The organism is Ferrovibrio sp. (assembly GCF_002796975.1).
Classification (GTDB): Bacteria; Pseudomonadota; Alphaproteobacteria; order Ferrovibrionales; family Ferrovibrionaceae; genus Ferrovibrio.
Genome location: NZ_PEKV01000004.1, coordinates 988 through 26,563 on the forward strand (window position 1 = coordinate 988; position 25,576 = coordinate 26,563).

Genomic DNA, 25,576 nt, shown 5'->3' on the forward strand with positions numbered 1-25,576 from the left:
GTTCCGCAATCGCCGTGGTGCTGATCGACTGCACCTGCGTGGCATTCAGCGCACCCAGCTGCGAAGAAGTCAGTTCAACGATATCGGTGCTTTCCAGCGCGCCGATCTGCGTCGTCGTCAGACCCTTGATCTGGGCCGTCGAAAGAGCCTGCGACTGCGTCGAGGTCAGGGCATTCAGGTCGGTCGTCTCAAGCTGGCCGATCTGCGTGGTGTTCAGGCCCTTGATCTGCGTCGTGGTCAGATCCGCGATGTCGGTCGTCTCAAGACCCTCGATCTGGGTCTGCGTCAGAGCCGCAATCTGCGAGGATGTCAGCGCCTGCGCCTGGGTGGTGTCCAGGGCATTCAGGTTGGTGGTCGACAGCGCCCGCACCTGCGTGGTGTTCAGCGCCTTGACCTGCGTCGAGGACAGTTCGCCGATGTCGGTGCTTTCCAGCGCGCCGATCTGCGTCGTCGTCAGACCCGCGATCTGCGAGGACGCCAGCGCCTGCGTCTGGGTCGTGTCCAGAGCATTCAGTGCTGTCGTGGTGATGGCACCGACCTGCGACGAGGTCAGGCCCTTGATCGCCGTGCTGGTCAGGGCGCCGATCTGCGTCTCATCCAGCGAGCTCACCTGGGTCGTGGTCAGACCCTTCAACTGGGTACTGCCAAGGCCGCTGACCGCGGTCGAGGACAGCACATCGAGCTGCTCGGTGGTCAGCGCACCCAGCTGCGAAGAGGTGAGGCCGGCAGCCAGCGTGGAGGTCAGTTCAGTCAGCGCCGCGGTGCTGAGTGCCTTGAACTGTGTCGAGGACAGCGAACCCACCTGCGTCGATGACAGTTCGAGCAGATCCGTGCTTTCCAGCGCGCCAACCTGCGTCGTGGTCAGACCCTTCAGCTGCGCCGTCGACAGAACACCGACCTGCGTCGAGGTCAGGGCGTTCAGATCGGTCGTCTCAAGCGCACCGATCTGCGTCGAGGTCAGGGCCTTGATCTGCGTCGTGGTCAGATCCGCGATGTCGCTGCTTTCCAGCGCGCCGATCTGCGTCGTGGTCAGGCCAGCAATCTGCGCGGTGGTCAGCGCCTGCGTCTGGGTGGTGTCCAGGGCATTCAGGTTGGTGGTCGACAGCACCTTGATCTGCGTCGCGGTCAGCGCCGCGATCTGGGTCGTCGTGAAGTCGAGGATGTCAGTGCTTTCCAGCGCAGCGACCTGCGCCGTGGTCAGCCCCTTGATCTGGGTGGCAGTCAGAGCCCGCGTCTGGTCGGAATCCAGCGCAATCAGCGCCGTGGTGCTGATTGCGGCAACCTGCGACGAAGTCAAGACGCCGATAGCAGTGGTGGTCAGCGCGCCAATCTGGGTTTCATCCAGCAATTCGACCTGCGTCGACGTGAAACCCTTCACCTGGGTCGAACCCAGCGCATTGATGAAGGTCGAGGTCAGCGCATCCAGCTGATCCGTGCTCAAGCTCTGAATCGTGCTCGAAGCCAGGCCGGAGATCTGCGTGGTGGTCAGTTCACCGAGGGCGGTGGTGCTGATGGCGCCGAACTGGGTCGAATTCAGCGCACTGAGCTGCGTCGAGGTGAATTCAACGATATCGGCCGTTTCGATCGCAGCGATCTGCGTGGTGGTCAGCGACCGGATCTGCGTGGTGTTCAGCGCCTGGATCTGGGTTGTGTCCAGGGCGAGGAGATTGTCGGTGCTCAACGCACCAATCTGCGCCGAGGAGAGAACCGCAATCTGGCCCGCGTCGAGGCTTACCAACTGCGCCGATTCAAAGTAGCCGACCTGGGTCGCGGTGAGCGCTTTGACCTGCGTGGTCAGCAGCGCATCAACCTGCGTGGAGTCGAGCGCATCGATGCCAGTCTCGGAGAGCGCGGCGATCTGGGTCGATTTCAGCGACTGAATGTCAGTCGTTGTGAGATTCTGGATCGCGGTCGCAGTTAGATTGGCGATCTGCGCAGTCGAAAGAAAGCTAATACCAGACATGAGAAATCCTCCCCCAAAGCGCCTTAGCGCTAGCCGATGGTCGTGTATGCGATGCGACGAGTCTGGCGTGCTTCACGCCCGACTCGACAATGGAATAGGCTTGCGTACACGACATCGCCATTCCGGTGAGCCTCACACCAGAACGACGCAAAAATGCTGAAAACCGTGGAAATGCTATAGAAACGAGCGACTACGGCCCGGATAAAATCCGGTCCAATTAGCTCGTTCAGCAGGACGATTTGCCATCTAGGGGCGAATCTACGGCCTGGGGCCGCTTCGCGGTAGGTACCCATGGCTAGCGCTCACTTTCTGTAGCGTTTCGCAATAACTTTCTGTACGCGTGCCATAGGGCTAAATGAATTTCCTGGTTAACGCAAGGGGATTCTTGCACGCGACAGTTTCATAGTCCTGTAATCAAAAGCAGGGAGGGGTATTTCTGAAAACAGCGGTTTTCCATATTTGCAGCCCGGACGAGACGAATCGGCCTCATCCTCTGTAGCTAAATAACATTTTAAAAACAGTGGGTTATGGGTAGTGCCGAGGGGCGATTTTCAGTCACAGATTTGTCGCAGCGCGAGACAGTCGCACAACCAAAAAGCGACTCCCCCATCATAAAGATAGGAATATTAACCTGCAATTTTTCGTGAGAATCTCTCAGACGACCGAGCGGAAATAGGCGATCGTTTCCTTCAAACCGTCTTCCAGCTTCACCTTCGGCTCCCATCCGAGCGCCTGTTTAGCCTTCGAGATGTCTGGCTGGCGCTGTTTGGGGTCATCTGACGGGAGCGGTTCGAAAATCAGCTTCGACGACGAGCCCGTCAGCTTCAGGACCAGTTCGGCCAGTTCGAGCATCGTGAATTCGACCGGATTACCCAGGTTGATCGGACCGGTCACTTCCGGCCCGGTCGCCATCAGACGCACGAAACCGTCGATCAGATCGCTCACATAGCAGAACGAGCGCGTCTGCGTGCCTTTCCCGTAAATGGTGATGTCCCTGCCCTTCAGCGCCTGCACGATAAAATTCGACACCACGCGGCCGTCGTTGGGATGCATGCGGGGACCGTAGGTATTGAAGATGCGGCCAACCTTGATCTTCAACTTATGCTGGCGGTGGTAATCGAAGAACAGCGTTTCAGCGCAGCGCTTGCCTTCGTCGTAGCACGAGCGCAGGCCAATCGGATTGACATGGCCCCAGTATTCTTCGGTCTGCGGGTGAATTTGCGGATCGCCATACACTTCCGACGTCGAAGCCTGGAAAATCGTGGCGCGCACACGCTTGGCAAGACCGAGCATGTTGATCGCACCATGCACACTGGTCTTGGTGGTCTGCACCGGATCGTGCTGATAGTGGACCGGCGATGCAGGGCAAGCCAGATTGTAGATCTGATCGACCTCCACATAGAGCGGGAAGGTCACGTCATGCCGCATGATCTCGAAACGCGGATGCTCCAGCAGCGCCTCAACATTGGTGCGGCGTCCGGTGAAGTAGTTGTCGACGCAGAGGACGTCCATCCCCTCGCCGATCAGGCGCTCGCACAGATGTGAGCCTAAGAAGCCTGCACCACCGGTGATGAGAACCCGTCCTGAATCACGCATTCCGTCCCCCTGGAACCCATGCCGTCACAGCGGCGATTCGCAAAGCTACCGGGGCAGTTAAGTCCGCACAAGCGCTGATATGATTCCGGCAACAGCGGAGCGGAACCGAATCGGACAAGCTCAATCCGCGGCCTGCATACGGGTATCGGACCGCATGACATTCCGGCCATCCTGCTTCGCGTTATAGAGCGCGGCATCGGCACGCCCAATGAAAGTGTCGGCATCGTCATCCGCGCGCAGGACCGCGAGTCCCACACTCACCGTGACGGGAATGGCATTGCCATTGAAGGTGAATGCAGCATTTTCGACGGTCTGCCGGATGGTTTCGCCCAGTCGCTCGGCGTTGAACAGGTCGCAGTTGCGCAGCACGACCAGGAATTCATCGCCGCCCCAGCGGCAGATCAAATCGGATGAACGCAGGCTGGCACGGATGGCATTGGCGATGCCGACCAATACGCGATCGCCGGCAAGATGACCGGCCTCATCGTTGATCGGTTTGAAATGGTCCGCATCGACCATCACCACAGACAGCGGCTGATTGAGGCGCCGCGCATCACGCAGCGCCTGATCGATCAGAATATCATAGGCATGACGGCTGGCGAGACCGGTAAGCTTGTCGGTCGTCGCCATCGCTTCCAGCCGGCGCTGATAGCGGCCGATGGAGAACCATGTCGCCAGCAGCACCAGCACGGTGATGACGACGCAAATGAACAAATTGACGTAAAGCGCGCGCCTGATCTGCGCGATATCGCGGTCGGCTTCCTTTTCGACCAGCAGATACCAGCCAAGATCAGGAATGAAGCGCACGTTGAGAAAACGCGTGCTGCCGCGGTAATCGTATTCCAAAGTCCGCGTCTCCTGACGTGACCATTTCCGATGCAAATCGCCAAGATTTCCACGCTGCCCGATCTCATCTTCAGGCACCGAATTGTCTGCCCCCACCAGGACAATTTGCCCCTGCTCGTTGGCAAAATAAACCGTGCGCCCGAAGCGGCTTTGATAATCGTCGATCAAGGTACGCACGGCATTTACAGTGAGACCGATGCCCGCCGCACCGAGGAAATTCCCGGAATAGTCCATGACGCGATAATTGATGAAGATCGTCATGGCATCCTGATTGGCGAGATCGGGATCGACATTGATTTCATATGGCGGCTTCATGTCGCGCACGCGGAAATACCATTCATCGCGCGGCTCTTTTTCGTCGACATGTTTCAGAATGCCATCGGCGTGATAATAAATATGCGTGCGATCGGAAATGAAGAAGCTGGTGAAGGCGTTGTAACGTTCCTTGATCGCATTCAGATACGACGTGATGCGATCGGGATTTTTCTCTCCGTCGATCACCCAGTCGCGCAGAAACGTATCGGTGGCCATCACCGATGAAATGACGATCGGCTGGATGAGATCTTTCTGAATCTCGGAATAGATATTGTCGGAGGTCAGTGGCAGTTCGGTCTCGATCACCGCATCGCGCAGCGACTGGCGCGACACGAAGTAACTCGCCAGCGATGTCGCCAGAAAGCCGACCAGCAGCAGCAACGTCACCGTTGCCACCAGCACCCGCTTGTCACCCAGGACAAACCTCATCAAGACACCAGCTTCGAACTGAACCCCTGCACCACAGATACCCGTTGCACGGGTACCCCGTACAGAGGTCGGACCGGGAAATTTGGCGCCGCCACAAGGCGCCGAACCCCGGCTCCCGACCGGAATCTCAGAAGAAGCTCAGTACGAACCGCAAACAGACTGTCGCGAGGAACAACCCGAAGAGAATTTCGAGCTTCCGCTTGGGCAGCGAATGCGCCAACCGCGCGCCGATCGGCGCGGTCCAGATGCTGGTCGGCACGAAGAGAATAAAGCCGATCAGCGAGACATAACCCAGCGCAAGCGGCAATTGCAGGACCGCGACGTCCGGAAATTCCGCGGCTTTCGGCCACCCAGCATACATATAACCGATCGCCCCGGGGATGGAGATCAGCACACCCAGGCCGGAGGACGTCGCGACCGCCTGATGGATCGGCCGGCCATAGAAGGTCATGAACAGGCTGGAAAGCTGGCCGCCGCCAATGCCCATGAGGGCCGACAGCACGCCAATCACCAGGCCAAACAGCCGCATCACCAAGTTCCCCGGGATGTCGTCGGCCAGCTTCCAGCTGTCCTTGCCGAGCAGCAGGCGGAAAGCCGACAAACCGGCGACGACGACAAACACGGTCTTGAACACATCGGCCGGGGCGTAGCGTGCAATGACGCCGCCGCCCAGCACACCGATGACCACCGGTACGGCCCAGAGCTTCACGATCGACATGTCGACCATGCCTTTGGCGCGGTGCGCGTTGAACGAACGGATCGAGGTGGGAATGATCACGGCCAGCGAGGTGCCGACGCAGAGCGGCATCCGCACCTCTTCCGGCACGCCCAGCATGGCGAACAGTTCGTAGAGCACCGGCACGATGACCGCGCCGCCGCCCACACCAAAAACACCGGCGAGAACGCCGGTCACGGCACCAGCCGCGAGCAGGGCGGCGGCAAGCAGGGCCAACTCGGTATAGGGAATGCCAAGGATCATAAGAAAGACTCGACTGGGAAAACGGGTCCGGATTGTCCGCCTAAGCGAGGGCGCGAGGCAACAGCGGGTAACCAGAAATCCGCAAGGAATATACGATTTATGGCTTCGATTGGTACATTGGTTCGGCGAAGGCCAGAACCGACTGCATAAAAATCAGATATCATTCTTCTGCAGGTCGCCGTATGCGACGCAGATCATGAACTGCTCGATGCTGTCGGGCCGGTTGAGCGACACCGGCACTACCACCGACTCAACCGCCATATAGCCGCGATCGACATATGCCATCGTGCCGTGCACGCGCAAAGGCCGTCGGTGCTGCAGCACCCACTGATGTGCCCGATGATGGCCATACTGCGTGGCCTCGGAGTAGATTTCGTCAAACCACTTGCCGGTCGTATCGCGTCCGGCATGAGCGACCACTTCGGTACCGACCAGGCGATTGCGATAGCGCTGCTGCGTTTCGTCCATTTCGACGATCAGTAGATAAGGCAGAAATTCGACCAGGCTTTCCGGCGCGAAGACCTGGCGCGGTGGGATAGTCAGGCCGGCAGGGATACGCGCCCGCCAGGTAGCAGCAAACGCACGCGGTCGCGCTGACCAGAAATTCAGTTCGGGATCACTGACGAAAGGCTTGTCACCGTCTCGCCGGCGCGGATCCTGTGCCGGTCCCATTGAAGGCGGTCTCATATCTGTTTGTGGCAGAATGGCACGGCCACAGGATGACGCACGCATTAAAATTCAGCCATGCGTAACCGCAGGCTGCTGAACCGGTCCGGATTGTAGGAGAAAGGTGATGATGCGCCGGCGGGCCACTGCATCCCGCTTTGCGGACGGCGATCATCGTTAGTCTCAACGACCAGAACTGAAGATAATCACCATTACCGTTAATTCAAGGTTACTAAGCGCACAGCGAATAAATTTCACAATATTGCCGCATTTGGCCTTTGCCGACGCTACAGGTGGTATGCCGCTGCCAGTGACTGGCGCGCTTTACTTCGCCAAGCCGAACACTTCGCGCATTTCGGCTACGCCGCGCAATACATGTCGGCCGAGGGAGACCAGTCCGGCGTCACTGCCGATGAGGCGCACGAAGCTTTCCGAGGCCACCAGATTGCAGTCGAGCGCGCCGCACAGATTTTCCAGCCGTGCCGCTTCATTCACTGTGGGACCGATGAGCGTGAAATCGAGCCGCGCACCGGTGCCGACATTGCCATACATCACCAGGCCTTCATGCAGTGCGATATCGAGCGCCAGCACCGGCAGGCCGACGGCCGCGCGCTCGGCATTCAGCGCTGCCACCGCATCGAGCGCATCGCGGGCGGCTTTCAGTGCCGCCGTGCCGACATCCCTGCCCGCCCGCCGCCCATCGAGCTGGAAGCTGGCCAGCAGACCATCGCCAAGGAATTTCAATACCTGCCCGCCACCAACCTCAATGGCTGGGCCGAGACAGTCGAAATAGGCATTCAGTGTTTCGACCAGGGGCTCGATCGCCAGCCGATCGGCCAGCGCGGTGAAGCCGCGAAGATCGGCATAAAGGATGACCGCTTCCACGCGTTCTGCCTGGCCGCGCCGGATCACACCATTCAGCACGCGATGCGCCGCATCGCCGCCGATATAGGCCGCCGTCAGGTCGCGGCTCATCTGCGTCAGCGTCGCTGCCTTGACCGCCAGCGCCAGCAGCGGCACCAGACGGCGCAGGCGCGTCAACTGGTCGTCAGTGAAGCCGCCAGCCTGCGCCGTGGTGAAGGAACTGATCATACCGATACCGGCATAGCGATCTGTAATGTGACGGCTGTCCTCGAAGGTCCAGCCGAAGCTATGCGCCATGGCACACCAGTCGGTCAGGCCCTGATCGGCGAATTCACGCAGCACCGAAAAATCGTAGACCGCCTTGTCGCCAACCAGAAGGCGACGCATCTCCTGCACGTCGTTACTGAGCATGTGCCGCAGCGGACTGGCGACCCAGGCTTCCGGCTCGTCATTGGGGTCGCGGTGCGGCATGGCGTCGTTGCCGACCAGCCCGCCATCGCGCATCCAGGTATAGCCACGCGCTCGCAACAGCGGATGCAGCGTCGCCATGCCGACGAAAACCCGCTGCAGCGGAATCCCCGCCTCCACCGATCTGGCGCAGAAATCGGTGATCAGGACATCGGAAGATACGTCCTCCAGCCCGGCTTTGATCAACCACATCGCCACCGGCACGTCGCTGGCCGGCATCATCTCGGTATTGGGAATCATCATGCCCTCAGCCTATACGACTACGCCGCCAATTTCCTGTGACGGCGGTCGTTTTTTACGCGGCAGCGGATCGCTCCGGCGGCCCGGCAGTTTCGTCAGCGCGCGGATCCAGGTCGGGCCGCACCGGCGCGGTGGCCGGCATCGGTACGAAATCGGCCTTCTGTTCCTGCGGCGGCGCGGCGCGCTGGCGCATGCGATGAAGCGTGAAGACCGTCATCGTGGCATGAACGATTGCGGTGAAGCCGAACAGGCCGAGCGGCCCGAAACGATCCATGGCGATGCCGCCGATCACCGGGCCGACCACGGATCCGGCCCCGTTGATCAGCAGCAAGCCGCCGGCAATGGCGACGAAATCGACACCCTTCGCCATATCATTGGCATGGGCGGAGCTGAGGGCATAAAGCGGAAACGAGAAGACCCCGAACAGGAAGGCTGCGCCGATCATCAGTGCCGGCATCGCAAAGCCGGTGAAGATCAACAGCAGTGCCGCGCCGCAGGCCAGCCCGCAGGCAATCAGAATGGTCTTGCGACGATCCATGCGATCGGAAAGTCGGCCGAAGGGCCATTGCGACAACGCGCCGCCAACCACGGTGGCGCTCATGAACCAGGCGATCTGCGGCACGGTCAGCCCCATCTGCGAGGCAAAAGCCGGCGCCATACCCCAGAAGGCACCATTGGCCAGCCCCACCGTCAGCACGCCAGCCACGCCGACGGGTGACACGCGGTACAGATTACGCAACGAAAGCCGCGCCGAAGAGATCGGCGCCGGCTGCGGCGAACGGGTCAACGCCACCGGCACGGCGGCAAGCGAGACGAGGATGGAGGCCAGGCTGAAAAGATGGAACCGCAGTGGGTCGTCAGCCAGCATGAGCATCTGCCCGAGCGTGATGACGGAGAAATTCACCGTCGTGTAGGTGGTGAAGATCATACCGCGATTTTCCGGTGCGGCGCGTTCGTTCAGCCAACTTTCGATGATCAGGTATAACCCTGCCAGGCACATGCCGGTCATCGCGCGCAGCAGCCACCAGGACGGGCCACCGACGGCGATGGCATGCAGCAGCGGTACAACCGATGCCACTGCCACCATGGCGGTGAACAGCCGGATATGACCGACGCGGAGGATCAGCTTCGGCGTCAGGACGCAACCGGCAACGAAGCCGATGTAGTAGGCCGAGCCCATCACGCCGATCGACAGCGCGCCGAAATTCTCCAGATTGGCCCGCACCGGCAGCAAGGTGCCCTGCAGGCCATTGCCGGTCAGCAGCAGTGCAACACTGAGGAGAAGCGCGCCGACCGGCGCGAGGGTGGCGATCATACAGAACTCATCCCGAAGTCCGGCCCGGCGCGATCCGATCGCCGCAGCGCATAGTACGATATTTCAATCTCATGCGGAGCATTGCCCAGGAATGCGGCAGGCCCGTGGCGATAGACATCAGAATACCTGCGAGAGTGAATATACTGCATTTTCCGGCGCAGCCGTATCTTCGGTGAAGCCAAGATCAGTGCACGCGTGGCGACAGGCACCAGCGCAAGGCTCGCGTTCAGTCGGTATCAAGGAAGATGGCAAGCGCTGTCGGTGTCACCCCGGCTTCGGCCGCTAGCCTGCGCGCAAGCTCGGCCGCAGCACCGCGCAACTTGCCTGGCGGGCGATCAAGCCAGTAGGACACTGAATTGCGCGCAATCCGCGGATCGACCTGCACGACGCGGCCGGCATCCAGATCGCGTTGCGCCAGCGGGGGCCGCGCCAGCGCGATACCCAGTCCGCAGGCGGCAGCATCCAGCACCAGGCTGTAATCCTCGAAGCGACGGTCATGCACCGCCGGACGATAATCCAGCCCCTGCTCCGCGAACCAGGCGCGCCAGCCGGTTGCGCTGGAATCATGGAGCAGCGGATAGCCCAGCAAACGCTTAGGGTCGCCGTTGCCGATCTTCTTCGCCAGTTCAGGTGACGCGACCGGAAAACACCATTCATCGAACAGCTGCAGCGACACCCGCCCCGGCACCTCGCCGCGCCCGCAGCGCAGGGCAAGGTCGATGCCTTCATCCTCCAGATCGATCTGGCGGTGATCGACGCTGAACAGGATGCGCAGGTCGCCGCCTTCCAGTTTGGACAGACGCGGCATGAGCCAGCGGCTGCTGACCGACGGCAGTGCGCTCAGCCGCACCACCGAGCTGCCGCGCGGCTCGGTCCAGCGGTCGGAGTAAGCGCCGATCAGCGCGAAGGCCTCACGAGTGGAGACATAGAGCCGGTCGCCGTCGGGGGTAAGCTTCACGCCGCGCGCCGCGCGCAGGAACAGCTTCAGCCCCAGCCAGCGCTCCAGCTTCGCCACCTGCCGGCTGATCGCGCCATGGGTGAGGTTCAGCACCTCGGCGGCGGCGGAAAAGCTGCCCAGCCGGGCGGCGGCCTCGAAGGCGCGCAGCGTATCGAGGGGCGGTAGTGTGCTGGGCAAGCTGTGATCCATATGCACAGCTGACCCATTATCTGTTCGATAGTCAATCAGTTTGCCTCGGCCCATTCTCAGGGCCGGTATCCACTGCGGCTGTTCGGTAAGCGAGGTATCTCTGTTGTGGTTTATAGCGAATTATGCTATTATTCCTATAATAAAGAACATATGTTCGCATGCAATGCTATGCGCACAGATGCGGCTTTGGCCGGACTCTCGCCGCTCTTGGACATTGTGAATAGCAAAATCAAGGGCTTGGCACACAGAACCAAGGACTTAACCGGGATTCAATGGGACGAAACGGGACAGAACTGGACGAAACGGGACGAAACAGGATGAAACGGGACGGAACTGGCCTCGAATGGGACGGAACTGGCTCCGCACGGGATGAAACTGGCTCACTGAAATCCAAGGAACCTTCAACATGACCACCGCTTGTGCAGCCCTGCCAACTCAGTCCAAGCCCGCCCCGGCCGGATCGATCCCGGTCCGGCCAGACACCAGACTTGGTACCACCACCCTGATCCTGGTGACGATCACCGTGCTGGGCTGGGCCTCCGCCTTCCCCGCCATCCGGCTCGGCCTGACCGGCTTCGGGGCGCTCGAACTCGGCGCGTTGCGCTTCGGCATCGCTGCCGTGCCGGCCGCGCTCTTCCTGGCGATCACCCGGCCGGCCCTGCCCGGCTGGCGCGACGCCTGGCGCTTCGCCTTCGGCGGCGTGGTCTTCGTCGCGCTCTATACCGCGCTGCTCAATCTGGGCCAGCGCACGGTGCCTGCTGCTGCCGCCAGCTTCATCATCAACGTCAATCCGATCCTGACTGCGCTGCTGGCGATGGCGTTCCTGAACGAGCGTTTTGGTCTCTACGCCTGGCTTGGCACGGCGCTGTCCTTCCTTGGCGTCGGCTTCATCGCGGTGGGCAAGCTCGGTGGTTTTGAATTCGACAGCGGCATCCTGCTGGTGTTGGGCGCCACCTTCTGCACGGCGATCAACAGCATCGTGCAGAAGCCGCTCTTCGCCCGCCACAAGCCCTTGACCGTGGCTGCCTGGAATATCGTGATCGGCGCGCTGATGCTGTCACCCGTGCTGGCGGACGGCATCGCACAGATGCAGGCGGCCTCGACGGACGCGATCTTCGCTGCCGTGTATCTCGCCGCCATCCCGAGCTTCGTGGTCTATGGCACCTGGGCAATGGTGCTGGCCCGCATGCCGGCGTCGCGCGCCACCAACATGCTCTACGCCGTGCCGCCGGTGGCGACCTTGATCGGCTGGCTCTGGCTCAGCGAACTGCCGACCACGCTCGGCCTGATCGGCGGCGCGCTGGCGCTCGGCGGCGTAGTGCTGGTGAATGTGAAGCGGTGATACTTTTTCATTGTCACCCGCGGACTTGATCCGCGGGTCCCATTTAATGGGATGCCCGGGTCAAGCCCGGGCATGACGGCTTAGATTGGAAGTTCACCGATCCGAGTGATGCGCCTTGGCGGCCTGCCCGGCCTCGCGGATCTGGGCCAGCGTCTGGCGCGGCGTGAGCGCTTCCGCGTCGAGTTTGATCTCGATGATCGCCGGCTTGCCGCTCTTCTGTGCGCGTTCGAAGGCAGCCGCGAAATCTTCCGTCCGCTCGACCGTCTCGCCATGGCCGCCGAAGGCGCGCGCGTAAGCCGCGAAATCGGGATTGCGCAGTTCGGTGCCGCTGATGCGGGCGGGATATTCGCGCTCCTGATGCATGCGGATGGTGCCATACATGCCATTGTTCACGACAATCGCGATGATGTTGGCGCCATACTGGAGCGCGGTGGCGAATTCCTGACCGGTCATCAGGAAGCAACCATCACCGGCGAAAGCGATCACCGTGCGCTGCGGATTGACCAGCTTGGCCGCCACTGCCGCCGGCAGACCATAGCCCATCGAACCGGAGGTCGGGGCGAGCTGGTTGCTGTGGCGGCGATAACGATGGAAGCGATGTACCCAGGTGGCGTAGTTGCCGGCACCGTTGCAGAAGACCGCATCGGCCGGCAGCGTGTCGTCGAGCCACTTCATGATCTGCGACATCTGGACATCGCCCGGCGAGATCACCGGCTGCTGCCAGGCCTCGTAGTCGGCGCGCGACTGTTTCGTGGCCGCGGCCCAGGTCTTGCCATCCAGCGGACCCATCTTGGTCAGCGCGGCGGCGAAAGCCGCGTTGCTGGCATGAATGGGAAGATCGGCGGAATAGACGCGGTTGAGTTCTTCGGCGCCAGCATGCACATGCACGATCTTCTGGCTTGGCACCGGAATGCCCAGCATGGTGTAGCCGCCGGTCGCCATCTCGCCCATCTTCGAGCCCATCACCAGCAGCAGGTCGGCCTCCTTGACGCGTGCCTGCAGCTTGGGATTGATGCCGATACCGACATCGCCGACATAATTCGGCCAGTCGTTGTCGAGGTAATCCTGGCGGCGGAACACCGCACCGACGGAAATATCAGACGCGCCGGCCCAGGCCTGCACCTGCTCGCGCACGCGCTCGCTCCAGCCGCTGCCGCCCACAATCATGAAAGGCTTCTTCGCGTCCTGCAGCATGGCCTTCAGTTGCGCCATCTGCTCCATTGAGGGATGCGCCTCGGCCGGAATGATTGCGCGACCATCAGGCACATCGGCAATGTCGGTCAGCATGTCTTCCGGCAGCGCCAGCACGACCGGGCCACGCCGGCCCGACATCGCCACGCTGAAAGCGCGGCTGATGAATTCAGGGATGCGCGCGGCATCGTCGATCTGCGCCACCCACTTGGCCATCTGGCCGAACATGCGGCGGTAGTCGACTTCCTGGAAGGCTTCGCGCTCGATCATGTCGCGGCCGACCTGACCGATGAACAGGATCATCGGCGTCGAATCCTGGTAGGCAACATGTACGCCGGCCGAAGCATTGGTTGCGCCTGGGCCGCGCGTCACCATGCAGATGCCGGGGCGGCCGGTGGTCTTTCCATAGGCGTCCGCCATCATGGCAGCGCCGCCTTCCTGACGGCAGATCACGAACTTCATGTGGTTGGTGTGATCGTGCATCGCATCCAGCACGGCAAGGAAACTCTCGCCCGGCACACCGAAGGCCATGTCGACGCCATGCAGGCGCAACTGCTCGACCAGGATCTGACCACCACTACGTTTCATAACCAGAACTCTCTGCCGGATGGATTAGCGCTTGAACTTGAAGAAGCTGGCCGGGGTCATCAACTGGGTCTGCTGGCCAACCAGATAACCGGCCTCGGCGCTGGCTTTCAGAAACGCCTGCCAGTCCGGGTCGGCCTGCATGCCGGCGCGCTTGGTTTCGCGATCGGCGGCGCTCTCGTAGGCCCAGATGTGGATATAGGTGTTGATCGGCCCGGTCTCGGTGACCAGGAAAGCGACCGGCTGACCGAGGTGGCGTGTCTGCGGTGTGAAGCCGAGCTTCTCGTAGAGTTCGAGCTGCAGCTTGATGGTGCCGGGACGGCAGGAATAGGTGCGGACGTCGAACAGCATTTGCGGGATTTCCTCTGCGTGAGGCAAAGGACACTAGGCAAGCCGGCACGGCCCCGCAAGCTTGTACCAATGAATAACAAGCCCAAAAGGATCACCGGTCGCCGGCTGATGCGCTCGGGGCATGTCATCATGCCGAAAGCGGCGTTCCGAGCGGCGTTTCGCACTGCACTGCCTTGTTTGCCCGCCAGAATCCCGTCATAAGCGGAAGGATAAATTCCCGGGAGGAAAGCATGCAGATTGCCGCGCGGATGTCGCGTCTGGGTTCGGAAAGCGCCTTCGAGGTTCTGGCGCGCGCCAAGGCGCTGGAAGCGCAGGGCAAGAGCATCATCAACCTTGGCATTGGCCAGCCCGATTTTCCCACCCCGCCGCATGTCGTCGAGGCCGCGATCAAGGCGCTGCGCGATGGTCATCACGGCTATACGCCGGCTAACGGCATCCTCCCATTGCGCGAAGCCGTCTGCGCCGAGATCGCCGGCCGATATAAAGTGAATGTCTCGCCTGATCGCATCGTGATCGTGCCAGGTGGCAAGGTGACGATGGCCACCGCCATCGAGATGTTCGGCGAACCCGGCGCCGAGATCATGTATCCGGATCCCGGCTTCCCGATCTATGAAAGCCTGGTCAACTACACCGGCGCGAAACTGGCCGGCTATCCGCTGCTGGAAAAGAACGGCTTCGCCTTCCGCGCCGATGACCTGCTGGCGCGCATCACGCCGCAGACGCGCCTGCTGATCGTCAACTCGCCCGCCAATCCGACCGGTGGCGTCGCGCCGGCCTCGGAAGTGAAGAAGCTGGTCGAGGGTTTGCAGCGCTTCCCGCATGTCACCATCATGGCCGACGAGATCTATTCGCGCCTGGTGCTGGACGGCGACGGCGCCTACGCCAGTTTCATTCCCTATCTCGATCAGCTGGCCGACCGGCTGATCATCCTGGAAGGCTGGTCGAAGACCTATGCGATGACCGGCTGGCGGCTGGGCTGGGGCCTGTGGCCGGCGCGGCTGGCCGAACTGGCCACCAAGCTGGCGATCAACACCCATTCCTGCGTGAATGCGCCGACCCAGTTTGCCGGCATCGCCGCGCTGACGGGGCCGCAAGACGCCGTCGAGGAGATGCGCCAGGCCTTCCGCCGCCGCCGCGATCTGTGCGTCGCCGGACTGAACAAGATCCCCGGCCTCTCCTGCATCAAGCCCGAGGGCGCCTTCTATGCCTTCCCCAACATCACCGAGACCGGCCTGAACGCCCGCCAGATGCAAGATGGGCTGCTGGAGCAGGCCGGGGTCGCCACCATTGCCGGCACCAGCTTCGGCAGTCATGGCGAGGGCTACCTCCGGCTGTCCTTCGCTGCCTCAGATCAGGCCATCTCCGAGGCCCTGGGCCGCATCGCGACGTTCCTGAGCCAGACCAAGCCGAAACATTAGGCACAAAACAGCCTGTTTTTTGTTCATCCGGTATAAAAAATGATCAAACGGCCGTTTCCTACTTATCCACACCCCCGTCTGTAGCGGGAATCCCGCGCGTTAAGGCCGGGTTAATACTGGCACAGAGCGTGCATATCCCACCCTGTCATTTCCCTTCCGACAAAGCGTTGCAGCACCCATGAAAAAAATCGAAGCCATCATCAAGCCCTTCAAGCTCGACGAAGTGAAGGAAGCCCTCCACGAGATCGGCCTGCAAGGCCTGACCGTTACCGAAGCCAAGGGCTTCGGCCGCCAGAAGGGCCATACCGAGCTCTATCGCGGCGCTGAATATGTCGTCGACTTTCTCCCCAAGGTGAAGATCGAGGTCGTGCTCGACGACGCCATGGTCGAGAAGGCCGTCGAAGCCATCACGCAGGCGGCCCGCACCGGCCGCATCGGCGACGGCAAGATCTTCATCTCGACCGTCGAAGACGTGATACGCATCCGCACCGGTGAAAAGGGCACGGAAGCGGTCTAACGGCGGAGCAGGAATTCTCCGCCTCCTCACCCTCATCGAGTGCCGCCCTCTCCCGGGCCCGATCTCAGTGAGTTGTTACCAACCAGGGAAGAACTAGCAGGAAGAACAGCCATGGCTGAAGCCAAATCCATCATCAAGCAGCTCAAGGAAAAGGAAGCCAAGTACGTCGACTTCCGCTTCACCGATCCGCGCGGCAAGTGGCAGCATGTCGCCTTCGACATCACCATGATCGACGAGCCGACCCTGAAGGAAGGCATCATGTTCGACGGTTCGTCGATTGCCGGCTGGAAGGCGATCAACGAGTCCGACATGCTGCTGAAGCCGGACCTGGACAGCCTGACCTGGGATCCGTTCTCGGCGCAGACCACCGCGATCCTGTTCTGCGACGTGCTCGAGCCGCATGAAGGCACCCCCTACAACCGCTGCCCGCGCTCGATCGCCAAGGCTGCCGAAGCGTTTGTGAAGGCCAGCAAGGTGGGCGACGTCGCCTATTTCGGCCCGGAAGCCGAGTTCTTCGTGTTCGACGACGTGCGCTTCAAGACCTCGATGAACGAAACCTTCGTCTACATGGACGACATCGAAGGCGACTACAATTCGGGTAAGGTCTACGAAGGTGGCAATATGGGCCACCGCGCTCCGGTCAAGGGCGGTTACTTCCCGGTCGCCCCGCTCGATCAGGGTGGCGATCTGCGCTCGGAAATGCTCTCCACCATCGCCGCCATGGGCGTGACGGTCGAAAAGCATCACCATGAAGTGGCCAACAGCCAGCACGAACTCGGCATCAAGTTCGCCACCCTGCTGAAGTCCGCCGACGGCATGCAGGTCTATAAGTATTGCGTGCACAACGTGGCCCATGCCTGGGGCAAGACCGCGACCTTCATGCCAAAGCCGATCAAGGGCGACAACGGCTCGGGCATGCACGTGCACCAGTCGATCTGGAAAGGTGGGAAACCGCTCTTCGCCGGCAACAAGTATGCCGGCCTCAGCGAGATGGCGCTGTACTACATCGGCGGCATCATCAAACATGCCAAGGCGCTAAATGCCTTCACCAACCCGCTGACCAACAGCTACAAGCGCCTGATCCCCGGCTTCGAAGCCCCGGTGCTGCTCGCCTATTCGGCGCGCAACCGCTCGGCCTCCTGCCGCATCCCGTTCGGCGCCGGCGAAAAGGCCAAGCGCGTTGAGGTCCGCTTCCCCGATCCGGGCGCGAACCCCTATCTCGCATACTCGGCCATGCTGATGGCCGGTCTCGATGGCATCAAGAACAAGATCCATCCCGGCCCGGCCATGGACAAGAACCTGTACGACCTGCCGGCTGAAGAGCTGAAGAAGGTTCCGCAGGTTTGCGGCAGCCTGCGTGAAGCGCTCGAAGCCCTGGACAAGGATCGTGCCTTCCTGAAGGCCGGTGGCGTGTTCAACGACGACTTCATCGACGCCTACATGGAACTGAAGTGGGACGAGGTGTACGCCTTCGAGCACACCCCGCATCCGATCGAGTTCTCGATGTACTACTCGGTCTAACACCGAAGACGTACTTCCCTGGGCCGCGGCTTCACAGCCGCGTGTCCAACAAGCCCCGTCGGTTCCTGCCGGCGGGGCTTTCTTTTTTCGAGTTACCGGATTGCCTTGATAGCTGTCCGGCATAACCATTTTCCTACTTTCGTCGCCCCCTGATCCTGCCTAGTCTTGGGCTGGGCCCCATGGGATGTGGGAATGAGGGGAAGCAGGCGATGTGGCGGATATGCGCCATTCTTGCGCTGGCCGTGCTGACGGCAGGCTGCGCGAAGGATTTCAACACGACGAACACGGCGCGGTATTACGACGCTGGGACTCGCGCCGAAGCGGCACGCGATTTCCCCGGAGCGGAAGAGTATTATGGCCGCGCCCTGATCTGGGCCGGCACCGAACACGTCCCTGCCGCGCTGCTGTCGCTCACCATGTACAATCTCGGCCGCATGAAGGGCCATGCCTGCAAGTTCGATGAAGCGCGCGAACTGCTGCTGACTTCGCTGGCATTGGAGGAATCCACCAGCGGTCCGGCCAGTGCGCAGGTGTCGCGCCGGCTGTTCGAACTGGGGCGGCTCTATTACGACCGCCGCCTCTATACCGAATCGGTACCCTATTACTCGCAGGGCGTGGCCATGGTACGCCGCCTGAAGCTGGAAGACGACGAGCCGGTCACCTTCACCGAAGCGCTGCAGGATTACGCCAATGCACTGCGCGAGGCCGGCGACCAGCGTCAGGCCGACGGCCTGCGCAGCGAAATCACCGCACGGCGCAACCAGGAGGTCGGCGCCCGGCCGCGCTACCTGATCGCCCGCTACAGCCCGACCTGCCGCAACGGCCATATGCTGGTCTATAGCGGCCGCGCCTGAGGCCGCCAAAGGCTGAACCGCCCCCTTGATTCTGCCGGGCGGGCCGACCACACTCCGCGCCGATGAGCAACGCCGTCGTCAGCCCACAGAAGAACATCACGGTTCGGCCAGCTCCGATTCTGTTTTTTGTTGGCGCTGTCAGCTGCTGTTTCGGCATCGCCATGCTGGTGCCGATGCTGATCGACCTGGCAGACGATCATGAAGACTATGTCGTCTTCCTGACCTGTGCTGCCGGCACGCTGTTTCTTGGTACCGGCCTGGCTTTCGCCACCTATGACCGCAGCCAGAAAATCACACTGAACGAAACCCTGCTGCTGCTTCCGGCCACCTGGCTGACGATCTGTCTGGTCAGCGCAGTCCCCTTCATGCTGTCGGAACTGCGGCTGCCACTGGCCGATGCGGTTTTCGAATCTGTCTCAGGCCTGACCAACACCGGGTCCACCGTGATTGTCGGGCTGGACAATTTGCCGCGCGGGCTGCTGGTGTGGCGCTCACTGCTGATGTGGATCGGCGGCTTCGGTGTGGTCACCATCGCCGTGCTGGCGCTGCCCTTCCTGCGCATCGGCGGCCTGCAGCTGTTCAGCCTCGACCTGTCGCCCAACTCGGCCAAGTTCCTGCCGCGCATCACCGAGGTGGTGCGGCAGATCGGCATCATCTATGCGATCCTGACTTTCATCTGCATGTTCTGCTTCTGGATTGCCGGTATGAGCTTCTTCGATGCCGTCAATCACGCAATGACCGCCATCGCGACTGGCGGTTATTCCACCCATGATTCCGGCTTCAGTTTCTTCCAGAGCGGCACCGTCGAGTGGGTCGCCGTGCTGTTCATGATGCTCGGCGCCATGCCCTTTGGCCTTTACATCGTTGCCAGCTACGGCCGCCCCGGCATGCTGTTCCGCGATGAACAGGTGCGCCTGTTCATCGCCATTATTGCCGCCTCCACGGCCACGATCGCACTCTGGCGCCTGATGCATGAAGATATTGCGACCCTGGACGCGGTGCGCAGTGCCGCCTTTGCCGTCGTCTCCATTATCACCACTTCCGGCTTCACCGGCCACGATTACTCACTCTGGGGCGGCTTCCCCGAGACTGTCGCCTTCCTGCTGATGCTGATCGGCGGCTGCACCGGCTCTACGGTCGGCGGTATCAAGGTTTTCCGCATCCTGATCATGCTGAAAACCCTGCGCATGCAGGTTCGCCGCCAGATTTATCCGCATGGTGCCTTCCGCGTCACCTTCAATGGCGACACGGTTTCCGATGCCGTGCGAACCGGCGTCGCCACCTATATCTTCACCTACCTGTTGCTGCTGGTGATGCTGACGCTGGCGATTTCCGCGTTCGGCCTTAATTTCACCGAAAGCTTGGGGGCCGCCGCGGCCGCGCTGGGCAATGTCGGTCCCGGCCTGGGGCCCAACAGCGGTCCCTGCTGCACCTTCCAGGAGGTACCGGCAGGCGTGAAATGGCTGATGTCCTTCGGCATGCTGGCCGGACGCCTGGAAATCCTGATCCTGCTGATCCCGTTCAGCCGCTCCTTCTGGCGGAACTGAGCCTCAGGGTCCCGCGTGACCGTCGTCACTGCCTCACTTACGAGACATTGCGGGCTGCCACCACACCCCTCATCCTGAATGGTATGAGCGCACACCACGCTGGTAACGGCCGCTTTCGCAATCCTCACGCCATGCCACCGGCGGAAGACCGCTGGCTGCGCGATCGCCTGCCCTTCTTCTGGGGTATGGCGCGGCGCGGGCGCGAGCAGGTCTCGGTGCCCGAGGGCCATGTGCTTGCGCGCAGTGAGGTCGAAGCCGGCCTGCAGCGTCATCACAACAGCGACAGCTATACCTGGCTCGGCCATGCCGCCTTTCTGATCCGGCTCAATGGCGCCACGATCCTGACGGATCCTTACCTGTCCGACCATGCCGGACCGCTCAACCGCTTCGGTCCGCGGCGCTATGTGCCGCCGGCCATTGCCCCGGCCGAGCTGCCGCCCGTCGATATCCTGACGGTGAGCCACAACCATTACGACCATCTCGATCTCGCGACGCTGAAGGCCCTGCCGCACAAGCATCGCACCACCGCCGTCGTGCCGCTCGGCCTCGGCCGGTATTTCCACCACCACGGTTTCCGCGCTGTGATTGAGCTCGACTGGTACGACCGCACCGAACAGAACGGCGTCAGCGTCACCTTCACGCCGGCGCTGCATTTCTCGCGCCGCGGCCTGTTCGATCGTAATCGCTCATTGTGGGGCGGCTTCGCCTATGCTGCCGGCCATCGCAACCTGTTCTTCTCGGGCGACACCGCCTATGGACCGATATTCCGCGAGATCGGCGAAAAGCTCGGCCCGTTCGATACGGCCTTCGTCGGTATCGGCGCCTATGAACCACAGGTCATCATGCGCAACAGCCACACCACGCCCGAACAGGCCGCGCAGCTGGCCCGCGATATCAGCGCGAAACGCGTGGTCGGCATGCACTGGGGCACCGTCATTCTCAGCGAGGAGCCACCCTTCGAGGCTGCCGAGCGCTTCCGGCGCGGTGCTGCCGCCGTCGGCTATGCACCGGGCGAGGCCGATGTGATGCCGATTGGGGGGACCAGAGCAGTCTAACCGGAACTTTCGCGGCCTTCCGCCATTTACTCCCAGCCAGCCCCAAGACGCCTGAGGAGTATCCATGGCCAGCGAATCCCTGCATGCCCCGCGCGAACGTCTGTCGAAAAAGACGATCTCGATGCATCACGCCATCGTCTCACTGATGGAAGAGCTGGAAGCGGTCGACTGGTACCGCCAGCGGGCCGACGATTGCGAGGACGAAGCGCTGAAGCAGATCCTGCTGCACAATATGCGCGAAGAGATCGAGCATGCCGCCATGGCGCTGGAGTGGCTGCGCCGCAACGACGAGCATTTCCAGAAACAGCTCAAGGAATATCTGTTCACCGAAAAGGATATCGTCGCTGCCGAAAAGCAGGCGATGGGTAAGAGCTAGGCCGCTGCCTTCATCCCTTAAGTCTGGTCACCGCGCGGGTATCCACCTCCTGCATTAGTATCGCGTAAGACCCGAGCTTGCCGCGCAGGGAGGCGACGGTCGCCGGATTGGCCGTCACGGGTGAACCGCCGTAAGGCGGCTGCGGCTCGTATTCGATCTGCAGCTGAATTTCCCGCGCGATCTGCTCGCCTGCCAGTGCCTGTACGAGGACCAGACCGAAATCGATACCGGCCGTGACGCCGCCACCGGTGACACGGTTGCGGTCGGTGACGACGCGTTCAGCTATCGGTATCGCACCGAAGGCGGCAAGCCGTTCCAGCGACATCCAGTGCGTGGTCGCGCGATACCCCTGCAGTAACCCGGCTGCTGCCAGCACCAGCGCGCCGGTGCAAACCGCCGTGACATAACGGCAGCCCGGTGCCTGCTGCTTGAGGAAATCCAGCGTGGCCGTATCTTCCATGGCCTGCAGGTGTCCCGGCCCGCCCGGTACGCAGACAATGTCGAGCTGCGGGCAATCGGCATAAGTGGTGGTCGGCAGAATGGTCAGACCGGCGCTGCTGCTCTTTACCGGCTCGAGTGTCGGGGCCAGCAGATGACAAGTCGCGCCGGGCAGCTTGGAAAACACCTCCCACGGTCCGGTAAGGTCAAGCTGGGTCAGGTTCGGAAACAGCACAAAACCGATCTGCAGGGACATCGCGGCCTCCCGTTTGGACGACAATGGATTGTGAGATGCCCAGGCGAGCGGCGCGGCAGAATCCGCGCTCCCCGGTGGTGAACCACCTTGTCTCGCCAGTCACGCGGATACAGCCAGTGTGACGGAGGTCGGCTTGAGTCCGCAACCGGAGAATTGTCCCGCTGCAATCTCCTTGCTCGTCGTTCCCGCGAAAGCGGGAACCCAGTCTGGCCATTGTTCTGGATTCCCGCTTTCGCGGGAATGACGAAAATGGGAAGCTATATGGTCACCATCATCGGAGCCGNNCGACCCGATCTCGATACGCCGGAGATTCGTCAGGCCCGCATCGATCTGGCCACCTGTTTCCGCATGGCGGCACGGCTCGGACTGCACGAAGGCATCTGCAACCATTTCTCGGCGATGCTGCCCGGTCATGATGACCTCTTCCTGGTCAATCCCTATGGCTTCGCTTTCAGTGAGGTGACCGCTTCCAACCTCGTCGTCTGCGACTTCCACGGCAACGTCGTCGCCGGGGATGGCATTCCTGAAGCCACCGCCTTTTTCATCCACGGCCGTATGCACAAGAATGTGCCACGTGCCCGCGTCGCATTGCACACGCATATGCCACATGCCACTGCATTGTGTATGGTCGAAGGCGAACCGCTGGCCTTCGCCGGCCAGTCCTCGCTGAAATTCTACGGCCGCACCAAGGTTGACTACGACTATAACGGCCTCGCCCTCGATACCGATGAAGGTGATCGCATCGCGGCCTCCATGGGCGATGCCGACATCATTTTCATGATGCATCACGGCGTGATGGTACTGGGCAAGACCATCGCCGAGGCCTGGGACGATCTCTACTACCTGGAACGCGCCTGCCAGGCGCAGGTGCTGGCCGAAAGCACCGGCCGCCGGTTGAAACCGGTGCCGAAACATATCGCACAGGCGACATACGATCAGATGCGCGCCGGCGACGATGAATCTGCCCGCCTGCATCTGTTGAGCATGCAGCGCATTCTGGATCGCGAAGAGCCGGATTATAAATCCTGAGAAAGAGGCCGGCTAAAGCCGACCTTACAACACTTCCTCGCCCCGGTCGGCGAGTTCGTCCGGCCGCGTCGGTTCGGTACGGCCGAGTGTCAGCGCGGGGAAAGTCAGCGTCACTATCGTTCCCTCGCCCGGCATGCTGCGCAGGTCGAGGCGGCCATGATTGAGCTCGGCCATCGCCTTGGCCAATGGCAGGCCCAGACCTGTGCCCGCATGCTTGCGGCTCAGCATGCTGTTGACCTGGCCGAAGGGCATGAAGGCGGCACGGATATCGGCCGCCGACATGCCGATACCGGTGTCGCTGACCGCGATCTCCACATCGCCTGCTGAATTGTGCTGCAGGCTTACCGTGACGCAGCCCTTCGGTGGCGTGAACTTGATCGCGTTGGACAAAAGGTTGATCAGTATCTGGCGCAGCATTCGCTCAATCGCCACGATATGGATACCGGGGGTATCGATACGGGTCGCGACCGTCACCTCCTGCTGGGCCGACAGCGGGCGCAACAGACGTATGGCCAGTTCCAAAGCGTCTTCAACCTCGACCGGGGTGGCATCACCCATATCGAAGCCGCCGGCTTCCAGTTTCGCCAGATCGAGCAGGTTGTTGATCAGATCCAGCAGGTGCAGGGCGCTGTCATTGATGTCGGAAGCGAATTCCAGATAGCGCGCATTCTGCATCGGGCCGAACCGCTCGTTGCGCAGAATGTCGGAGAATCCGACGATGGCATTCATCGGCGTGCGCAACTCGTGGCTCATATTGGCGAATTGTGCCGTGCGCGCATTGTTGATGTCCTGCGCATTGTGCAGGGCAATGGCCAACTCGCGCGTCATCAGCTTCAGCTGGTATCTGGCCGCACGCTGCGAACGCAGCAGCGTCTGGGCATACAGGATCACCGGCGTGGCTGCCAGGACGGTGACAATCGCACCAATCAGATAGATGCGGTAAGTCAGTGGCTGGTCGAGCAGACGACCGAAAATCATGATCAGCAATTGCGCACCTACAAGGCAGACGACAACCAGGATCGTCGTCGCCAGCGCAACGTGACAGCGCCCGAGCCAGCGATTGGCGGCGTGCAGATAGCGGAAGGGCTTAGCCGGCTTTTCGGCAGGGATAGTCATCGGCGCATTCTAAGCGCCACCCGACCAAGCCCAGCAGTTGAAAAACAGTAATCATTACAAAGAGGAAGGCCGCGGCGGGCCGCTGCCTTCCCCGGTAGTACTATTTAACTTTTACCGATCAGATCCTTGAGCTTAAGCCGCTTGATAATAACCTTTTCTTCCTCGTAATTCTGGGCCACGAACATCTGGTAATCCGGGCCGTCGAGATACATCACCACCATGTCGAGGCGGTTGCAGGTATCCGTATGTTCCGCACTGAGCGCCGCTTTCCTGAACACTTCGCGCAATTTGGTCGTGATCGCTGGATCGAGGCCCTTGGGCGCACCGACACCGTTCGGCGCCTGCATCACCACGTTGTAGCCGCTCTCCTTCAGCGTCGGCACGGCAGGGAACCCGGCCAGCCGCCGCTCGCTCCAGGTGGCCAGCAGCCGCATGCGGCCGTCGCGCACCAGCGGCGCCCAGGAGCTGGAATCCGCCAGGATCTGCACATGGCCACCCAGCACGCCCTGCAGGGCGTCCGCGCCGCCCTTGAACGGCACATGGCTCATCTTGATCTTGGCAGCATAGGAGAATTCCTCCATGCCGATATGCGTCTGCCCGGCCACACCCGACGTAGCGTAGGTGACCGTATCGGGCTTGGCCTTGGCAGCGGCCACCACTTCCTGGATCGTCTTGAACGGCGAGTCCGCACGCACGGCAATGCCGAAAGTCTGCCCGGCGGTACGCGCGATGAAGGTGAAGTCCGTGCGCGGATCGTGCTGGAAATTGCCCAGCTGCGAGAAGCGCGTCACGCTTAAGGGGATCTGGCCGATGGTGTAGCCATCGGGCTGCGCCGTGGCGATGGCGGCGGCGCCGATCATGCCGGCCGCACCTGAACGGTTCTCCACCGCGATCGGCTGGCCCAGTTCGGCGCTGGCGACACGGCACAATGCGCGCATGGTGGTGTCGGCAGTGCCACCGGCCGGCCACGGGCAGATGAAGCGGATCGCCCGCGACGGATAAGCCTGCGCCAGCGCCGGTTTGAACCACGTCGATGCGGTCCCCAGGGTTGCGATGGACGCAAGCGTTCCCGTCAGGACTTGACGACGGTCAAGTCCTCTCAAATTTTTCTTCATTTTTTTGGTTTCCTCCGGTTGTGCTCTTTGGTGGCTG

General features: G+C 61.6%; 22 protein-coding genes and 1 riboswitch. Of the genes, 9 read left to right on the forward strand and 13 right to left on the reverse strand.

Annotated features, from left to right (window positions below; translation table 11 throughout):
* The 8 genes from CTR53_RS02655 to CTR53_RS02690 all read right to left on the reverse strand — a co-directional run.
* Nucleotides 1-1,963, reverse strand: a 1,963-nt coding sequence (locus CTR53_RS02655; protein ID WP_367158934.1) for a beta strand repeat-containing protein, incomplete at its 3' end; no start/stop codon positions are given.
* Nucleotides 1,964-2,617: 654 nt separating this feature from the next.
* Entirely contained in the window at nucleotides 2,618-3,559 is a 942-nt protein-coding gene (locus CTR53_RS02660; RefSeq protein ID WP_290809232.1) for a UDP-glucuronic acid decarboxylase family protein, read from the reverse strand.
* A 120-nt stretch (nucleotides 3,560-3,679) separates the two neighbouring features.
* Complete coding sequence (locus CTR53_RS02665; protein WP_290809234.1) at nucleotides 3,680-5,149, reverse strand: sensor domain-containing diguanylate cyclase; 1,470 nt, start codon at nucleotides 5,147-5,149, stop codon at nucleotides 3,680-3,682.
* A 127-nt stretch (nucleotides 5,150-5,276) separates the two neighbouring features.
* Nucleotides 5,277-6,128, reverse strand: coding sequence for a sulfite exporter TauE/SafE family protein (locus CTR53_RS02670; RefSeq protein ID WP_290809237.1), 852 nt, complete (start codon nucleotides 6,126-6,128; stop codon nucleotides 5,277-5,279).
* Between the two features lie 153 nt (nucleotides 6,129-6,281).
* Nucleotides 6,282-6,800, reverse strand: coding sequence for a PAS domain-containing protein (locus tag CTR53_RS02675; protein ID WP_290809239.1), 519 nt, complete (start codon nucleotides 6,798-6,800; stop codon nucleotides 6,282-6,284).
* Between the two features lie 318 nt (nucleotides 6,801-7,118).
* Nucleotides 7,119-8,369, reverse strand: coding sequence for an adenylate/guanylate cyclase domain-containing protein (locus CTR53_RS02680; RefSeq protein WP_290809241.1), 1,251 nt, complete (start codon nucleotides 8,367-8,369; stop codon nucleotides 7,119-7,121).
* Nucleotides 8,370-8,421: 52 nt separating this feature from the next.
* Nucleotides 8,422-9,681, reverse strand: a complete 1,260-nt coding sequence (locus CTR53_RS02685) for an MFS transporter (protein ID WP_290809243.1) — start codon at nucleotides 9,679-9,681, stop codon at nucleotides 8,422-8,424.
* A gap of 226 nt (nucleotides 9,682-9,907) precedes the next feature.
* Nucleotides 9,908-10,816, reverse strand: coding sequence for a LysR family transcriptional regulator (locus CTR53_RS02690; RefSeq protein ID WP_290809245.1), 909 nt, complete (start codon nucleotides 10,814-10,816; stop codon nucleotides 9,908-9,910).
* A 418-nt stretch (nucleotides 10,817-11,234) separates the two neighbouring features.
* On the opposite strand from CTR53_RS02690, the gene CTR53_RS02695 reads away from it, so the two are divergent.
* On the forward strand, nucleotides 11,235-12,170 hold the full coding sequence (locus CTR53_RS02695; RefSeq protein WP_290809247.1) for a DMT family transporter: 936 nt from the start codon (nucleotides 11,235-11,237) through the stop codon (nucleotides 12,168-12,170).
* 93 nt (nucleotides 12,171-12,263) lie between these two features.
* Here CTR53_RS02695 and CTR53_RS02700 read toward each other — a convergent pair whose 3' ends face one another.
* Both CTR53_RS02700 and CTR53_RS02705 read right to left on the reverse strand, forming a co-directional pair.
* Nucleotides 12,264-13,949 (reverse strand): thiamine pyrophosphate-binding protein, encoded by a 1,686-nt coding sequence (locus tag CTR53_RS02700; protein WP_290809249.1) that lies wholly within the window; start codon nucleotides 13,947-13,949, stop codon nucleotides 12,264-12,266.
* Nucleotides 13,950-13,973: 24 nt separating this feature from the next.
* Entirely contained in the window at nucleotides 13,974-14,297 is a 324-nt protein-coding gene (locus tag CTR53_RS02705; RefSeq protein WP_290809251.1) for an NIPSNAP family protein, read from the reverse strand.
* A gap of 230 nt (nucleotides 14,298-14,527) precedes the next feature.
* On the opposite strand from CTR53_RS02705, the gene CTR53_RS02710 reads away from it, so the two are divergent.
* The 7 genes from CTR53_RS02710 (at nucleotide 14,528) to CTR53_RS02740 (ending at nucleotide 21,585) form a co-directional block, all read left to right on the forward strand.
* A complete protein-coding gene (locus CTR53_RS02710) occupies nucleotides 14,528-15,715 on the forward strand; it encodes a pyridoxal phosphate-dependent aminotransferase (RefSeq protein ID WP_290809253.1) in 1,188 nt (395 codons plus the stop codon).
* Nucleotides 15,716-15,893: 178 nt separating this feature from the next.
* On the forward strand, nucleotides 15,894-16,232 hold the full coding sequence (locus CTR53_RS02715; protein WP_290809255.1) for a P-II family nitrogen regulator: 339 nt from the start codon (nucleotides 15,894-15,896) through the stop codon (nucleotides 16,230-16,232).
* A 111-nt stretch (nucleotides 16,233-16,343) separates the two neighbouring features.
* Complete coding sequence (glnA, locus tag CTR53_RS02720; protein ID WP_290809257.1) at nucleotides 16,344-17,753, forward strand: type I glutamate--ammonia ligase; 1,410 nt, start codon at nucleotides 16,344-16,346, stop codon at nucleotides 17,751-17,753.
* Nucleotides 17,754-17,962: 209 nt separating this feature from the next.
* Nucleotides 17,963-18,607: a tetratricopeptide repeat protein gene (locus CTR53_RS02725; protein ID WP_290809258.1), complete on the forward strand. Its 645-nt coding sequence runs from the start codon at nucleotides 17,963-17,965 to the stop codon at nucleotides 18,605-18,607.
* A 62-nt stretch (nucleotides 18,608-18,669) separates the two neighbouring features.
* The gene (locus tag CTR53_RS02730) at nucleotides 18,670-20,154 is read left to right on the forward strand and encodes a TrkH family potassium uptake protein (protein WP_290809260.1); all 1,485 of its coding nucleotides are present in this window, start codon (nucleotides 18,670-18,672) and stop codon (nucleotides 20,152-20,154) included.
* A gap of 83 nt (nucleotides 20,155-20,237) precedes the next feature.
* Nucleotides 20,238-21,209, forward strand: coding sequence for an MBL fold metallo-hydrolase (locus CTR53_RS02735; protein WP_290809262.1), 972 nt, complete (start codon nucleotides 20,238-20,240; stop codon nucleotides 21,207-21,209).
* Nucleotides 21,210-21,273: 64 nt separating this feature from the next.
* The gene (locus CTR53_RS02740; protein ID WP_290809263.1) at nucleotides 21,274-21,585 is read left to right on the forward strand and encodes a ferritin; all 312 of its coding nucleotides are present in this window, start codon (nucleotides 21,274-21,276) and stop codon (nucleotides 21,583-21,585) included.
* 10 nt (nucleotides 21,586-21,595) lie between these two features.
* Here CTR53_RS02740 and CTR53_RS02745 read toward each other — a convergent pair whose 3' ends face one another.
* On the reverse strand, nucleotides 21,596-22,279 hold the full coding sequence (locus CTR53_RS02745; protein ID WP_290809264.1) for a DJ-1/PfpI family protein: 684 nt from the start codon (nucleotides 22,277-22,279) through the stop codon (nucleotides 21,596-21,598).
* Between the two features lie 30 nt (nucleotides 22,280-22,309).
* A riboswitch (ZMP/ZTP riboswitch) is annotated at nucleotides 22,310-22,392 on the reverse strand.
* 136 nt (nucleotides 22,393-22,528) lie between these two features.
* On the opposite strand from CTR53_RS02745, the gene CTR53_RS02750 reads away from it, so the two are divergent.
* Nucleotides 22,529-23,308 (forward strand): aldolase, encoded by a 780-nt coding sequence (locus CTR53_RS02750; protein WP_290809265.1) that lies wholly within the window; start codon nucleotides 22,529-22,531, stop codon nucleotides 23,306-23,308.
* Between the two features lie 24 nt (nucleotides 23,309-23,332).
* Here CTR53_RS02750 and CTR53_RS02755 read toward each other — a convergent pair whose 3' ends face one another.
* Together CTR53_RS02755 and CTR53_RS02760 are read right to left on the reverse strand one after the other, a co-directional pair.
* A complete protein-coding gene (locus CTR53_RS02755) occupies nucleotides 23,333-24,424 on the reverse strand; it encodes a HAMP domain-containing sensor histidine kinase (RefSeq protein WP_290809266.1) in 1,092 nt (363 codons plus the stop codon).
* 104 nt (nucleotides 24,425-24,528) lie between these two features.
* Nucleotides 24,529-25,539 (reverse strand): tripartite tricarboxylate transporter substrate binding protein, encoded by a 1,011-nt coding sequence (locus tag CTR53_RS02760; RefSeq protein WP_290809267.1) that lies wholly within the window; start codon nucleotides 25,537-25,539, stop codon nucleotides 24,529-24,531.
* Between the last annotated feature and the right edge of the window lie 37 nt (nucleotides 25,540-25,576).

What these genes read in the sequence shown, in the direction of transcription:
- CTR53_RS02660 (WP_290809232.1), bottom strand. Translation starts at nt 3,559, where the DNA reads ATGCGTGATTCAGGACGGGTTCTCATCACCGGTGGTGCAGGCTTCTTA.
- CTR53_RS02665 (WP_290809234.1), bottom strand. Translation starts at nt 5,149, where the DNA reads ATGAGGTTTGTCCTGGGTGACAAGCGGGTGCTGGTGGCAACGGTGACG.
- CTR53_RS02670 (WP_290809237.1), bottom strand. Translation starts at nt 6,128, where the DNA reads ATGATCCTTGGCATTCCCTATACCGAGTTGGCCCTGCTTGCCGCCGCC.
- CTR53_RS02675 (WP_290809239.1), bottom strand. Translation starts at nt 6,800, where the DNA reads ATGGGACCGGCACAGGATCCGCGCCGGCGAGACGGTGACAAGCCTTTC.
- CTR53_RS02680 (WP_290809241.1), bottom strand. Translation starts at nt 8,369, where the DNA reads ATGATGATTCCCAATACCGAGATGATGCCGGCCAGCGACGTGCCGGTG.
- CTR53_RS02685 (WP_290809243.1), bottom strand. Translation starts at nt 9,681, where the DNA reads ATGATCGCCACCCTCGCGCCGGTCGGCGCGCTTCTCCTCAGTGTTGCA.
- CTR53_RS02695 (WP_290809247.1), top strand. Translation starts at nt 11,235, where the DNA reads ATGACCACCGCTTGTGCAGCCCTGCCAACTCAGTCCAAGCCCGCCCCG.
- CTR53_RS02700 (WP_290809249.1), bottom strand. Translation starts at nt 13,949, where the DNA reads ATGAAACGTAGTGGTGGTCAGATCCTGGTCGAGCAGTTGCGCCTGCAT.
- CTR53_RS02705 (WP_290809251.1), bottom strand. Translation starts at nt 14,297, where the DNA reads ATGCTGTTCGACGTCCGCACCTATTCCTGCCGTCCCGGCACCATCAAG.
- CTR53_RS02710 (WP_290809253.1), top strand. Translation starts at nt 14,528, where the DNA reads ATGCAGATTGCCGCGCGGATGTCGCGTCTGGGTTCGGAAAGCGCCTTC.
- CTR53_RS02715 (WP_290809255.1), top strand. Translation starts at nt 15,894, where the DNA reads ATGAAAAAAATCGAAGCCATCATCAAGCCCTTCAAGCTCGACGAAGTG.
- glnA (WP_290809257.1), top strand. Translation starts at nt 16,344, where the DNA reads ATGGCTGAAGCCAAATCCATCATCAAGCAGCTCAAGGAAAAGGAAGCC.
- CTR53_RS02725 (WP_290809258.1), top strand. Translation starts at nt 17,963, where the DNA reads ATGTGGCGGATATGCGCCATTCTTGCGCTGGCCGTGCTGACGGCAGGC.
- CTR53_RS02730 (WP_290809260.1), top strand. Translation starts at nt 18,670, where the DNA reads ATGAGCAACGCCGTCGTCAGCCCACAGAAGAACATCACGGTTCGGCCA.
- CTR53_RS02735 (WP_290809262.1), top strand. Translation starts at nt 20,238, where the DNA reads ATGAGCGCACACCACGCTGGTAACGGCCGCTTTCGCAATCCTCACGCC.
- CTR53_RS02740 (WP_290809263.1), top strand. Translation starts at nt 21,274, where the DNA reads ATGGCCAGCGAATCCCTGCATGCCCCGCGCGAACGTCTGTCGAAAAAG.
- CTR53_RS02745 (WP_290809264.1), bottom strand. Translation starts at nt 22,279, where the DNA reads ATGTCCCTGCAGATCGGTTTTGTGCTGTTTCCGAACCTGACCCAGCTT.
- CTR53_RS02755 (WP_290809266.1), bottom strand. Translation starts at nt 24,424, where the DNA reads ATGACTATCCCTGCCGAAAAGCCGGCTAAGCCCTTCCGCTATCTGCAC.
- CTR53_RS02760 (WP_290809267.1), bottom strand. Translation starts at nt 25,539, where the DNA reads ATGAAGAAAAATTTGAGAGGACTTGACCGTCGTCAAGTCCTGACGGGA.